General features: G+C 65.4%; 13 protein-coding genes. 6 read left to right on the top strand and 7 right to left on the bottom strand.

All coding sequences use genetic code 11. The features are described 5' to 3' along the window. Positions 1-76: 76 nt before the first annotated feature. The 7 genes from ACOJTD_RS23485 to ACOJTD_RS23515 form a co-directional block, all read right to left on the bottom strand. Entirely contained in the window at positions 77-436 is a 360-nt protein-coding gene (locus ACOJTD_RS23485; RefSeq protein WP_054163166.1) for an MmoB/DmpM family protein, read from the bottom strand. A 61-nt stretch (positions 437-497) separates the two neighbouring features. After that, on the bottom strand, positions 498-1,562 hold the full coding sequence (locus tag ACOJTD_RS23490; RefSeq protein WP_420135259.1) for an aromatic/alkene monooxygenase hydroxylase subunit beta: 1,065 nt from the start codon (positions 1,560-1,562) through the stop codon (positions 498-500). A 68-nt stretch (positions 1,563-1,630) separates the two neighbouring features. Further along, the gene (locus tag ACOJTD_RS23495; RefSeq protein WP_420135260.1) at positions 1,631-2,674 is read right to left on the bottom strand and encodes an NADH:ubiquinone reductase (Na(+)-transporting) subunit F; all 1,044 of its coding nucleotides are present in this window, start codon (positions 2,672-2,674) and stop codon (positions 1,631-1,633) included. Positions 2,675-2,777: 103 nt separating this feature from the next. Beyond that, positions 2,778-4,451, bottom strand: a complete 1,674-nt coding sequence (locus ACOJTD_RS23500; protein ID WP_054163169.1) for an aromatic/alkene/methane monooxygenase hydroxylase/oxygenase subunit alpha — start codon at positions 4,449-4,451, stop codon at positions 2,778-2,780. Between the two features lie 129 nt (positions 4,452-4,580). Next, positions 4,581-4,856: a hypothetical protein gene (locus ACOJTD_RS23505; protein WP_420135261.1), complete on the bottom strand. Its 276-nt coding sequence runs from the start codon at positions 4,854-4,856 to the stop codon at positions 4,581-4,583. After that, entirely contained in the window at positions 4,856-5,224 is a 369-nt protein-coding gene (locus ACOJTD_RS23510) for a hypothetical protein (protein WP_420135262.1), read from the bottom strand. Before ACOJTD_RS23510 ends, ACOJTD_RS23505 begins: the two co-directional genes overlap by 1 nt. Positions 5,225-5,274: 50 nt before the next feature. Beyond that, entirely contained in the window at positions 5,275-6,318 is a 1,044-nt protein-coding gene (locus ACOJTD_RS23515; RefSeq protein WP_054163170.1) for an NAD(P)-dependent alcohol dehydrogenase, read from the bottom strand. Between the two features lie 322 nt (positions 6,319-6,640). Here ACOJTD_RS23515 and ACOJTD_RS23520 point away from each other — a divergent pair, with 322 nt between their 5' ends. The 6 genes from ACOJTD_RS23520 (at position 6,641) to ACOJTD_RS23545 (ending at position 13,019) form a co-directional block, all read left to right on the top strand. Then, positions 6,641-8,521 carry a sigma-54-dependent Fis family transcriptional regulator gene (locus tag ACOJTD_RS23520; RefSeq protein ID WP_420135263.1) on the top strand — a complete coding sequence of 627 codons (1,881 nt, stop codon included), beginning with the start codon at positions 6,641-6,643 and terminating at the stop codon, positions 8,519-8,521. Between the two features lie 48 nt (positions 8,522-8,569). Beyond that, positions 8,570-9,019 (top strand): SseB family protein, encoded by a 450-nt coding sequence (locus ACOJTD_RS23525; protein WP_420135264.1) that lies wholly within the window; start codon positions 8,570-8,572, stop codon positions 9,017-9,019. A gap of 579 nt (positions 9,020-9,598) precedes the next feature. Further along, positions 9,599-10,786 carry an FMNH2-dependent alkanesulfonate monooxygenase gene (gene ssuD / locus ACOJTD_RS23530; protein WP_420135265.1) on the top strand — a complete coding sequence of 396 codons (1,188 nt, stop codon included), beginning with the start codon at positions 9,599-9,601 and terminating at the stop codon, positions 10,784-10,786. After that, positions 10,783-11,589 carry an aliphatic sulfonate ABC transporter permease SsuC gene (ssuC, locus tag ACOJTD_RS23535; protein WP_420135266.1) on the top strand — a complete coding sequence of 269 codons (807 nt, stop codon included), beginning with the start codon at positions 10,783-10,785 and terminating at the stop codon, positions 11,587-11,589. The genes ssuD and ssuC overlap by 4 nt, the downstream gene beginning before the upstream one ends. A gap of 7 nt (positions 11,590-11,596) precedes the next feature. After that, positions 11,597-12,439, top strand: coding sequence for an ATP-binding cassette domain-containing protein (locus ACOJTD_RS23540; RefSeq protein ID WP_420135267.1), 843 nt, complete (start codon positions 11,597-11,599; stop codon positions 12,437-12,439). Positions 12,440-12,449: 10 nt separating this feature from the next. Continuing rightward, positions 12,450-13,019, top strand: a complete 570-nt coding sequence (locus ACOJTD_RS23545) for a flavin reductase family protein (RefSeq protein WP_420135268.1) — start codon at positions 12,450-12,452, stop codon at positions 13,017-13,019. Positions 13,020-13,349: the final 330 nt, after the last annotated feature.

Below are 13,349 nucleotides of genomic sequence, written 5' to 3' on the forward strand. Positions count from 1 at the left end.
GGGCGTTTTGATTAGCGGATCGATCGATCCAGGCTCGTGGAGGTAGGGAGCCGGCGCACGGCCGGCTCCGTCCGCGTCAGTGTTCGATGTAGGCGAGCGCTTCGTTCATGTCGCCGAAGCAGACCACGGTGTCGTCGTCGACCATCACCATTCGGCCGTAGTGCGTCGAGGTCGAGATCTCGAACAGATACGGCGTCATCTCGCGGCCGAGCGCTTCGCTGATCTCGCTCATCTTGAAGACCAGCTTGCCCTCGCCGTCGATCCGGATCATCGCCGGCATGAACGTCACCTTGACGCCGACCTTCTGCTCCATGACTTCGGCGATGGCGCGGGCCTCGACGCTGTCGTTCATCGTCACCCCGCACTGGTGCGAGATCGTCTCCTCGAATTTGATGTCCTTCATCGACTTGAAGATGTTGGTCGCGGCCTCGGTCATCTGGTTCTCCTTGAGGTGATGGCTTGATTGCATGCGTTCAGGATCATCTCCGCGCCGCCGATCACGGCGCGGTGAGGCCCACTTGGGCGCAGATCGTCTTGATGCGGTTGTCGGCCTGCGCCTGCGCGTCGGCGAAGCCGGTGAACTTGACGCGCGGCTGCGACCAGATCGGCTGCAGATTGCTGGCCGCCTCGCGCGCCAGCGCGCCGTGATGCGCCATCCAGCCGTTGAACAGATCGCGGTTGTGCGCGCCGTTCTCGTTGTCGTGCGTCAGCATGTGGATCAGCTCGACGGTGTTGGCGAGATTGCGCTCGTAGTCGGCCTCGGCCGCGGCAACCACGGACGGAGTCGCGAAGTCGCCCTGGGAGGCGGCCATCTGCATGATGAAGCCGCTGCGGAACAGCTCGCCGACCAGCGGCTCGAACACCAGATTGGTCGCGAGATATTGCTCGAGATAGTCGGTGGCGCCCATGATGGCTTCGATCGCCTTGCGGGTGCCCTGCCAGATCGGGTCTTCGAGCCAGTGGGTCTTGCCGGCGGTGTGGTCGAAGTTCCCGATGTCCATGCCGATCTCGCTGAGATACAGCGTCAGATCCTGGGCGAAGCGCAGCTTGTAGGACGAGTTGGTCAGCGTCGCGTTGTTGATCATCTGGGTGTAGCCGTAGCGCTGCGCCTGCATCAGCGAGGTGCCGAGCCCGAATTCGGCGTGCTTGTAGGCGCCGAGATGATCCTGCAGCACCTTGACCCAGGCAGAGTCGAAGCGCTTCGGCGCGCCCGACTTGCGGGCGTTCTCGATCACGCCCTGCACCATGCCGCAGATCGTCGACTGCCGCTGATAGTGCGTGCGCTCCCACTCCTGGTCGACGGCGCGGAACTGATGCCAGTTCGAGCTGCGTGCCTTGGTCCAATTCTTCGAATAGGTCGGCGTGCCGTCCGGAAACGAGATGATCCAGTCCTGCAGCAGATAGCGCTCCGGATCGGGCTGCACGTCGACCGTCATGTCCTCGTAATGCGTCGCCTTGCGCGCCTTCGGCTCGTAGTAATTGTACTTCCTGCTGTCCGATCCGGCGAAGATCGCGGATCCGGCGGCGCCGGACTTCTGGACGGTCTGTGGGCTCGCACTCATGTCATCCTCCCTGGGTTCTGGTTTGTTTGGCAGAGTCGTGATCGAGGTCTTGGGATAGCCGTCGGCCGTCAGCGCGTGGCCGGCGTGAACTTGTCGAAGAAGATGTGATCGGGCTCGACATTGGCCATCTGCAGCACCGGCAGCACCGCATCGATCATCGGCACCGGCCCGCAGGCATAGGCGTCGATCGTGCCGCTCAAGCCTTCGGCCGCGAGCCGGCGCTGCACCACCTCGTGGATGAAGCCGGTCTCGCCGTCCCACTGATCGTCGGCCGTGGCGTGCGACAGCGCCGGGATGAACTGGAAGTCCGGCAGGGCCTTGGCCACCGCCGCGATCTCGTCGAGCATGAACAGATCGGCCCGCGTCCGCGCACCGTAGAAGAACCGCACCGGCCGCTGATCGCCGCTCTGCACCTGATCGGACAGCATCGACCACAGCGGCGACATGCCGGAGCCGCCGCCGATCAGCAGCAGCGGGCCGGTGCGGCCCTCGCGGCGGAAGCAGGTGCCGTAAGGGCCCTTGGCCTGCAGCACGGCGCCGGGCTGCAGCGCGCCGTCGAGCTGCGACGAGAACAGCCCGTTCGGATATTTCTTGATGATGAAGGACAGCCGCGTGCCGTCAACCGGCGCATTGGCCATGGAGAACGCGCGCGTCACGCCGATCTCCGGCAGCGTGAGGTCGACATACTGACCGGCCCAGAACTTCATCGGCTTGTCGAGGTCGATCTCCAGCAGCCGAATGTCGTGGGTCAGCGCCGTCACCTTGGCGAGCCGCGCCTCGAACGACTTCACCGCGATCGAATGCGACAGCAGCTCCTCGTCGAAATTGAGCAGCTCGACTTCGAGATCGCTGTAGGCGTGGGTCTTGCAAAGCAGCACGTGCTCGTTCTCGCGCTCGTAATCCGGCAGCGCGAAGGTGGAGTATTTCAACATCTCGATATCGCCGCTCAGCACGCGCGCCTTGCAAGAGCCGCACTGGCCTTCCTTGCAGCCATGCATCAGCGCGATGCCCTGGCGGAATCCGGCGTCCAGAACGGTCTCGCCTTCCTCGACATCCATCTCGATGCCGACCGGCTCGAGGCGGACCTTGTAGGTGGTGGTGGTTTCCGACATGGATCTCGGCCTGGTTAATGGGACGGAGTTGGCAGCGCGCACCGCGCCGCATCGGCGGGGACGAGAGGGCCGCGACGTGCGGCCCCCTCGCCTCGTTCAAGGCTTAGTTGCAGGGGTTGATGGTGAAGCCCTTGCGATACTCGGCGACGGCGGCGTCGCGTTCGGCGCCGGGCTTCAAGGCACGGAACGAGCGCAGCGGGCTGCCGAGCGTGTTGCCGCGGACGTGGTCGAGCGTCCACATGTCCTTCTGCTCGAAGCGCAGATGCGGCTGCGGCACCAGCGTCTTGCCGTCGGAGCGCACGAAGCCGAGATCCACCAGGGCATCGGCGTGATCCCAGCCGTGGTAGCACTCCTCCCACTCGCGGCGACCGCTGAAGCGGCCCATCGCGGGCGTGGCGCGGCCTTCATACTCGGCGGCGAACGCCACCTTGTGGGTCCAGCGGCAGCCTTCCGAGCAGTAGGTGTAAACCTTGCCGTCGACTTCGTCGCAGCAGAAGTCTTCGCGGATCAGGCACGGCACCATGCAGCTCCAGCAGCGGTGCGGATAGACGTAGCCGACGTCGGAATTGAAGGCGATCACCTTCTCGCCCGGCTTCGACAGCTTCGCGTACCACTTCCAATAATCGCCGAATTCGGCGTACCAGCCCGGATATTTGTGCTCGAACCACTCGAAATCCTTCTCGGTCTGGGCTTCGATGCGCCAGAAGTTGAACGACCAGCCGACCGAGAAGAACTGCGCGGTCTTGTGGACGTAATTCTTCTTGACGATGCGGTCCCAGGCCTCGGCGACGTCGTCGTGGTGGATCTTGATGCCGTACTTCTCGAGCGGCAGCATGTAGGTCCGGTAGTAATCCTCGTAGATCCAGCGGTGCCACAGCTCGGCGTAGGACTCCTTGTTCTTGTCGCGGTTGGTGGTGCCGTATTCGATGAAGGTACCGATCGCGGCGTCGACGATCGCGTGGTTCTGCCAGAACGCGTATTTCAGGTCGCGCTCGAGCAATTGGTGGTTCGACGGATCGTGGATCATCGCCATCAGCATCGAGTGGCCGTTGCCGATGTGGCGGGATTCGTCGGACTGCACCGACAGGAACACGGTCGGCAGCGCATAGTCGCCGTTGCGGGCCGCTTCCGACGGCATCGCGACGAACAGCGTGTTGGTGAAGGCGGTCTCGGCCACCACCGTCAGATAGATGTTGGCGGCGGTGATCGCGTCACCGGTCAGGAAGCCCTCGGCGAACTGCCGGCCGATCGTTGTGGCGTAGCACTTGCCGAACGCCGCTTCGGTGATGTCGAAGCCGGCGGGATCGATGTAGTTCTCCATGTACCACTTCTTCAGATTCATCTGAATCGTGGAATGGCGGAACTCGTCGACCATCTGCATGGTGAAGCCGGTGCGCAGTTCCTCGCCCGGCGCCAGCCGGCCGACCATCGCCATCGACCGCGCCGCCGAGATTTCCGGGAACGGAATGATCGCCAGGAACAGCTTCATCCATTCGACCCAGCGCGGCTCGACATTGCGGAACATGTCGCCGCGCAGCGCCGCGTCGAGCGCGCCGTAGACGCGGTTGTCCTTCTCTTCCTGCATCGGGAAGTAGGAGCGCAGCACCTGCTTCATGGGGTCGCGCGGCACCCGCGAGATCTTGTAGTCGGTCGGGAAGGTCATCGCCTCCTGGACGTAGCTCGGCGTCCAGCCCAGATCGGACACGCGGTTGGCGGCTTCCGCTGTGCTGATGCCCTTCTGGCTCACGATCTTGTTCAGCGTCAGTGTCTCAGACATTTACTTCTCCCTTGGACGTTGCTTGGACTTCGTCTTGACTTCACTTCCTGCCTTCGTTGGTCGGGCGCCCGCTCGACAATCGATTGCTACGCATGAGGCAGGTGCGCCCGATGGTCGGTGGTCCGTCGCTCAGGACGGGCCGGAGACCGGCCGCTCGGCCGGGTCGCGTTGCGCGGCGCCCTTGGTCAAGGGCTTGCCTTCGGCGATGAAGCGCGCGGTGAGCACTAGCGCGCCCATCGCGAAATCCTTGCCGTGGCTGGCGATCATCGCCTCTGCGATGGCCGCGAGTTGAATGAAGAAGCCGTCCTTGGAGCGGTCCTCTTCGCTGAGTTCGATCGGATCGGCTGGCGGCACGCGGTCCGTGCGCGGCGCTTTGCCGGCTGTGCGGATGTTGTTGCTGGTCATCATGCGTTTCCTGATCGGTAGTGAGTGCCCCCGCCCTGCGGGCCGGCGTCGAATTCGAGCAGCGATGCGTTGAGCCACTCGCGTTCGGCGACGAGCCGATCGTGTTCGTCCTGCAGCGCCTTGAACCGCGCGGTGAGCCGCTCGACCTCGGCTTCGGCGTCCTCCGATGCGCCGGGCAGCCGGCTGTCGCGGAGCGCACAGTGCAGTTCGATCTCGGCGCCGCCGCGCGCGCTGTCGTTGCGCAGCTGCGCCTCGTTGTTGCGGATGATGGCTTCGATCAGCCGGTGCCTCGCCAGCATGCTGGCGCGGGCCGCCTCGCGATCCAATCGGTCACCTCCCGGAGGATCTTCCGCACTGCTCTTGGTCATGTCGCCCATCCAGGTTTGCGGCGGCGAGCGAACCGCCTCGCAGCGGCTCGTCATGGCACCAGCACGGCGCGGCCGTGGATGCGGCCATGGTGCAGATCGTGCAGCGCATCGTTGGCGGCGCTGAGCTTGTATTCCTTGGTGTGGAGCTGAACGAGGCCACGATCGGCGAGCTTCATCAGCTCGACCAGCTCGGCGTAGCTGCCGACCAGATTGCCCACGATGGTCTTTTCGGTGGTGATCAGGTCGATGGTGGGCAGCTCGATTTTGCCGCCGTAGCCGACCACGTAGTAGAAGCCGTCGTTCGCCGTCATCGCCAGGCCGCGGGCGACCGCCTCGCCCTCGCCGACGAAGTCGATCACGGCTTCAGCACCGCGCCCGCCGGTCAGCGCCAGCACCGCTTCGACCTCGTTGCCGTCCGCCTTCACCAGATGATGCGCGCCGCAGGTCTTGGCGAGTTCGAGCGACTTGTCGTCGCGATCGACCACGATGATTTCGGCGGCGCACAACGCGGCCAGCACCTGAATGCCGATATGGCCGAGACCACCGGCGCCGATCACGGCGGCATACTGCCCGGGCAGCAGATGCCGCGACGCCTTCTTCGCAGCGCGATACGCGGTGAGGCCGGCGTCGGTGTAGGGAGCGACGTCCTTCGGAGCTAGCGTCTTCGGCAGCTTGATCAGCGAGCGCTGCCCGGTCAGCAGATATTGCGCGTAGCCGCCATTGGTGTTGATGCCCGGAAATGCGCTGTCGTCGGCGTGCATGTCGTTGCCGCGCCGGCACGCCAGGCAATGACCGCTGGTGACCAGCGGATGGCAGATGACCGGATCGCCGACCTTGATGCCTTCGACACCGGGGCCGATCGCCTCGACCCAGCCGGCGTTCTCGTGGCCCATGATGTAAGGCAGGTTGACGTCAACCTTGCTGCGCCAGATGCCTTCGACGATATGCAGGTCGGTGCGACACACACCGGCGCCGCCGATCCGCACCACCACATCGGACGGCCGCGTGATCTTCGGATCCGCGACGTCTTCGTATTTGACGAATTCCTTCGCCGTCAGCTTCTCGTCGAATGCATGCAGAACCGCGGCTTTCATCGACCCTTCGCTCCCTGAAAATTATTTTTTGTTCTGCCGCCTCGTTGGTGCCGGGCGACGAACTAACAACAGCAAGAGCTGTGCCACGCGACTAACAGGCTGAACTACATGGATTTCCGCGCGAGCACACAACGTCCCGCCGATCCGCACCGGATCATCGCAATGAACATTGATGTTCCGTGACGGAACACTTCTCGCGCGGAACGATGGATTTGGAATTCTGCTTAGTTGGAATATGTTGAAATCCGAACGCCGCATCGAGAAGCCGAACACGGCTCGCGGGACGGAGGAACGTCGGATGCTTGATGAGGGAGGGCAATCGATGCTGCTTGCCGGGCGGCGCCTGGACAATATCGGGTTAGCGCTCGAGCAACGCGGCGGTTCGCCGGCCGGCTATATGCCGGTCGATATCTACGACAGCTGGATGCGCTGCATCGCACTCGGACTCGACATGCGGCAACCGCCGCCTCCGGAATTCGTCAGTCCGGCAACCTTGCGCCAGGAACAGCAGCGCTGCTCTCTGGTGCGCGGCCTCGCGCTGGCCGAGATGCACACGCTGCATCAGCAGATCTCCGGCTCCAACTTCATGGTGGCGTTCGCCAGCGCCGAGGGGCTGCTGCTCGATATCATCGGCGATCGCAGCTTCCGCGATGCGTCGGACGCCGCCGGCATCAGGCCGGGAGCGCTGTGGACCGAGCGCCACTGCGGCACCAATGGGCTCGGCACGGCGGCGCATCTGAAGCGCCCCGTTGCGGTGCACGGCGATCAGCATTTCTTCCCGCGCTACAACAATCTCACTTGTGTCGCCGCGCCGATCTTCGCGCCCGACGGCGAGCTGACCGGCATCCTCGACGCCTCGTCGGATTGCCTGTCGCGCCAGACTCATACTCAGGCGCTCGTCGGCATGGCGGCGACGCAGATCGAGAACGGCCTGTTCCGCGAATATCACCGCGGCAATATCCTGATCGCCTTTCACAACCGCGGCGAGTATCTGCACACGCTCAGCGCCGGCCTGCTCGCCATCGACGAGGACGGCCGCATTCTGTCCGCCAATCGTGCCGCGCGTGTCTTGCTGCACGGCCTGCCGGCGGCCGCTGGACGACATTTCGCGGACGTATTCCGCACCGACTTCCACCGCTTCGTCGATGAAGGACGGCGCAGCGAGCGGCAGAGCCTGGAAGACGACGTCGGCAGTCAGTTCGTCGCTACGATCGAGAATACCCGGCAATTTCCGATGCTGTCGCAGCCGCGCATCAAAGCGGCACCTGCTCCGGTGCCGGCGGCGACCGAATTCGTCTCCGCCGATCCGGCGATCGCCGCAATCGTGCGGCAGGTCGAGAACGCCGCGGCGCGCAAGATGCCGATCCTGGTGCGCGGCGAGACCGGCACCGGCAAGGAGCAACTCGCCCGCCACGCCCACGCCGCGAGCCGCCGTAGCGGCGCCTTCGTCCCGGTGAACTGCGCGGCGCTGCCCGACAGCCTGATCGAAGCCGAACTGTTCGGCTACGCCGAGGGCTCGTTCACCGGCGCGCGGAAAGGCGGAGCGAGCGGACTGTTCAAGGAGGCCGATGGCGGCACGCTGTTCCTCGACGAGATCGGCGACATGCCGGTGTCGCTGCAGGCCGTGCTGCTGCGCTTCCTCGACGACTGGACTGTGCGTCCGGTCGGCGGCGCCAAGCGCAAGGTCGATGTCCAGCTCGTCTCGGCCACCAATGCCGATCTCGACGAGTCGATCGCCAAGGGCCGCTTCCGCTCCGACCTGCTGTTTCGCCTCAACACCCTCGAAGTGACGCTGCCGCCGCTGCGCGAGCGCACGGACTTCGCCGACATTGCCCGGCACGTGCTGGCCCGGATCGATCCGTCGGCCCGACTGACGCCCGGCGCGATCGATCGGCTCGCCGAACTCGATTGGGACGGCAACATCCGGCAATTGCGCAACGTGCTGTCGCGGCTGTCGCTCGACGAACAAGGCGGCCTGATCGGCGAAGCAGCCGTGAAAGCCGTGATCGGCCATCTGATGTCCAGGCGACTACCCGGCAGCGCGGCGGCAAGCGGCGGTGGACTCAAGCGCGGCCTGCGCGACTTGCAGCGCGCGCAGTTGCTCGCCGCCTACACCGAGGCCGGCAACAATGTCAGCAAGGCGGCGCGCAAGCTCGGCGTGTCGCGCAACATGATCTATCGCGCGCTGCGCGAGACGGACTGATCGCGTAGCTCGCCGCTCAGCAATTCAACACTCAGCAAGGAGGATGCTGTGTTCGAACCGCAGAACAAGCTGGAGACGCTGATGCAGGCCGCCGCCCAGGATCCCGGCGCGGCACCGGCGTTCTATCAGGCGCTGATGAAGTCGGAGATCTACATCCTGGTGCCGGAAGCGCCGGTTGCGCCCGGCGAAAGCCGCGCGCTGCAGCCGCAGGAGACGATCAACGTCGCCACCGTCGATTTCCAGGGCCTGCGCTGGCACCCGGCCTTCACCTCGAAATCGCGCATCTCCGATTATGTCAAGGAACCCGAGAGTTGCCTCGGCGCCGTCGCCGCCGACCTGTTCGCGATGCTGCCGGGATCGAATTTCTGGCTGAACCCGTCGTCCGAGTGCCAGAAGCCCCTGCCCGCCTCGGAAATCGAACTGATCACCAGCGCAAAAATCCTGGAGACGATCGGCGCGCCGGCCGGCCGGCAGCGCCGCGCACCACGCAAAGGCTGAGAGCCAACATCGTCAGCAACGAACCGCCGACATCTTCGACTGCGGCGGGATCGCTCGCACCGCAAAGTTGTGCCCGGCCGATGCCGCCGCGAAAGCGAGCGCATCGCTGCCGGCGGCAGCGCGTGCCGATGAGGTCGCGGCCAGCTTCCTCGCGAACGCTTGCGCGCGAACGCGTCGTCACGACTGTGACCGACCGAAGGCAGCGGGAACATCCATTCCCGTCCGCCGCTCCTTGAGGAAATTTACCGCTCCCACCCGTGAGGAAAGCAGCGCTGGCGTTGCTATTTTCCCGCACGCCTCGACAGGCCACGCGCGCCTGACCATCATTCTCACCACCGACAATGGCCGGAAGGGTGGAGCTGAATGCTGCGGCGCGACGTGTTCGACCTATCAGCAGCCGTCGCCTGGGCAGCGTTGCTACCGCCGCGCGCAAATGGCGAGTCGTTCGCCGGGACACGCATCACCCATTGGGCCACGGCGTGCGGATGATCGTCCCACCGATCGCAACGCGCTGTCGCCGTCGCCTCAAGCGTAACCGTAGCGGCGGCAACCACTACTGATCACAAGGAGCAATCCCCGATGACTTCAGCTGTTGCACCGGCATTTGGACCGGCGTCCAATTTCCTCTGGTTTCTGCCGACTCACGGCGACGGCCATTATCTCGGGACCTCGAAAGGCGGACGCGAGGTCGACTTCGGCTATCTGCGTCAGGTCGCGCAGGCGGCCGATCAGCTCGGCTATTTCGGCGTGCTGCTGCCGACCGGGCGAAGCTGCGAGGACTCGTGGGTGGTCGCGTCCGCTGTGGCGCCGTGGACCGAGCGGCTGCGTTATCTGGTCGCCGTGCGTCCCGGCCTGCAATCGCCGAGCGTGGCCGCACGCATGACTGCAACGCTCGACCGCGTCACCGGCGGCCGGCTGCTGATCAACGTCGTCACCGGCGGCGATCCGGTCGAGAACAAGGGCGACGGCATCTTCCTGGCGCACGACGAACGCTACGAAGTCACCCGCGAATTTCTCAACGTCTATTCGGATCTGCTGTCCGGCAAGACCGTCAACGTCGCCGGCAAGCACATCACCATCGAGGACGGCCGGCTGCTGTTTCCGCCGCTGCAGAGCCCGCGGCCGCCGCTGTATTTCGGCGGCTCGTCCGACGCCGGGATCGATGTCGCGGCCGATACGGTCGACAAGTATCTGACCTGGGGCGAGCCGCCGGCGCTGGTCGCCGAGAAGGTCGCCCGCGTCCGGTCCGTCGCCGAACCGCGCGGCCGCAAGCTGTCGTTCGGCATCCGGCTGCACGTCATCGTACGCGAGACCAATGAGGCGGCGTGGGCCGCGGCCGACGACCTGATCCGCTACGTCACCGACGACACCATCGCGGCGGCGCAGAAGGTGTTCGCGCGCATGGATTCGGTGGGACAGAAGCGGATGGGAGAGCTGCACGGTGGCCGGCGCGACAAGCTGGAGATCAGCCCAAATCTCTGGGCCGGCGTCGGCCTGGTACGCGGCGGCGCGGGCACCGCGCTGGTCGGTGATCCGCAGACTGTCGCAGCGCGTATCAAGGAGTATCAGGACATCGGCATCGACACGTTCATCCTGTCCGGCTACCCGCATCTCGAGGAGGCCTACCGTTTCGCCGAGCTGGTGTTCCCACTGGTGAAGCCGCAGCACGCGGGCAACGTCACGCAGCTGCGCGTCAACTCCGGACCGTTCGGCGAAACCATCGCCAACGCGCATCTGCCGAGCGGCAAGCAGGCGGCCAAATCATGAGCCTCGTCGAGACCCTCGCCCGCCCGCGCAGCTGGCGCCTGCCGCGCGCTGATGGCCTGATCCAGTGGATCGTGCCGCTGCTGATCATCGTGCTGTGGCAGGCGGCGTGCAGCTTCGGCCTGGTCTCGGCGCGCGTGCTGCCGGCGCCGAGTGATGTCGTCGTGGCCGGCTGGAAGCTGCTGCAATCCGGCGAACTCGTGCGCAACATCTGGGTCAGCTTCTGGCGCGCGTCGGTCGGCTTCGCCATCGGCGGCGGCATCGGTTTCGCCTTCGGCCTCGCCAACGGCCTGTCCAGCCTCAGCGCGAAACTGTCCGACACTACGCTGCAGATGGTCCGCAACGTCCCGCATCTGGCGCTGATTCCGCTGGTGATCCTGTGGTTCGGCATCGACGAGCAGGCCAAACTATTTCTGGTGGCGCTCGGGGTGTTCTTCCCGATCTATCTCAACACGCTGCACGGCATCCGCACCGTCGATCCGCAGCTGATCGAGATGGGCCGGATCTACGGCATGAGCAATCTCGAACTGTTCCGCCGCGTGATCTTCCCCGGCGCGCTGCCCTCGGTGTTCGTCGGCGTCCGCTTCGCGCTCGGCATCATGTGGCTGACGCTGATCGTGGCGGAAACCATCGCCGCCTCATCCGGCCTCGGCTACATGGCGATGCAGGCGCGCGAATTCATGCTGATCGACGTCGTGGTGCTGTCGATCCTGATCTACGCCCTGCTCGGCAAGCTCGCCGACAGCGCATCCCGGCTGCTCGAGCGGCTGACGCTGTCGTGGCATCCGGCGTTCCAGAAATCGTGAGGCGGCGATGATGGAAGCTCTGCAATTTCTCGTCGCCGACCCCCGGCCTCGTCCGGACGACCTCGACGACGGCCCTGCTCACGAAGCGCCGCCGCTTCGTCCGGCGACGCCCGCGCTGCCGCTGGACATTCGGGGCCTGCGCAAATCCTTCGGCGATAACGATGTGCTGCGCGGCATCGACCTGCACATTCCGGCCGGTCAGTTCGTCACCATCGTCGGCCGCAGCGGCTGCGGCAAGAGCACGCTGCTGCGCCTGATCGCCGGACTGGAGACGCCGACCGCCGGCCACATCGGCTTCGGCGAGGACAAACTGCCGGGCGATGTCCGCGTCATGTTCCAGGAGCCGCGGCTGCTGCCTTGGGCCCGCGTGCTCGCCAACGTCGAAGTCGGTCTCGGTGCCGAACGCAATTCGCCGAATGCCCGCGCGCGCGCCGATGCGGCGTTGATCGAGGTCGGGCTCGACGACAAGCGCGACCAGTGGCCGGCAGTGCTGTCGGGCGGCCAGAAGCAGCGCGTCGCGCTGGCGCGTGCGCTCGTCAGCCGGCCGCGCGTGCTGGCTTTCGACGAACCGCTCGGCGCGCTCGACGCGCTGACCCGCATCGCCATGCAGCGTCTGCTCGAACAGGTGTGGCAGGACCAGGGCTTCACCGCCATCCTGGTGACTCACGACGTCGCCGAGGCGGTGGCGCTCGCCGATCGCGTGCTGGTGATCGAGGACGGCCGCATCGCCAAGGACCTGCTGATCGACCTGCCCCGCCCGCGCCAACGCGGCTCGGCCGAACTCGCCGCGCTCGAAGGCGAGATCCTGCGCGACCTGCTGAAAGGTTCGGAGGGCGCGTTCGAGCTGTGAGGCTACCGCCATGACGCTTGCGATCGACGACTGTCTGCGCTCCGCCTCTCCGGCGGACTTCGCCCATGCGATGCGCCAGCTCGCCAGCGGAGTCAGCATCATCACCGCCGGCAGCGGCAGCGCCCGAGTGGGCATGACCGCAACGGCCGTGACATCGCTGTCGGCGAGCCCGCCGATGCTGATCGTCTGCCTCAACCGGACGTCTTCGGCCGGCCCAACCATCGCCCAGAGCCGCAGCTTCGCGGTCAATATCCTCGCCGCCGATCAGATCGAGATCGGCGAACGTTTCGCCGGCAAAGGCGGCTTCAAGGGCGCCGCGAGGTTCACTGCCGGCGCTTGGGCCGCCGGCGTCTCCGGCGCCCCGGTTCTGTCCGGCGCGCTCGCCAGCCTCGAATGCGAACGCGACGAACTGATCGAGCGGCATACTCATACGATCCTGATCGGCCGCGTCGTTCACACCGCAACGCTGCCGCGCAAGTCATCACTGGCCTACTGGCAGGGCAGCTACGTCGCGATCGATCGCGACGAGGACCTTCTCCGACTCGCCGAAGTCAGCGTCCCCGGCGCCAAGCACGGTTAGTTCGACGCTGACGACTATCAGCTCGTGCTCGCGTCTATTCTCTGCCAACAAGCTCGCATGACGCAGCATGGTATTAACGCGCCACTCCGATCTTTGGAATTCAACCGGACGTCGTTCGCGTTTCTAATGAGTGCCCCGCAAACGATCCTTGGAGCAGGCCCATGAAGACTTCGCGCAGATCGCTGTTCGCCCTCGCCTTCGCCGCCCTCGCAGCCTCGTCGATGAGCGCCGCCTCCGCCGCCGAGCTGAAGGAAGTCCGCATCGGCTTCCAGAAGGCCGGCATCCAGCCGGCCGTGAAAGAACGCGGCGTGCTGGAGGCGACGCTGAAGG

Origin of the sequence: Rhodopseudomonas sp., assembly GCF_048594845.1 — a bacterium.
In the GTDB taxonomy this organism is placed as follows: domain Bacteria; phylum Pseudomonadota; class Alphaproteobacteria; order Rhizobiales; family Xanthobacteraceae; genus Rhodopseudomonas.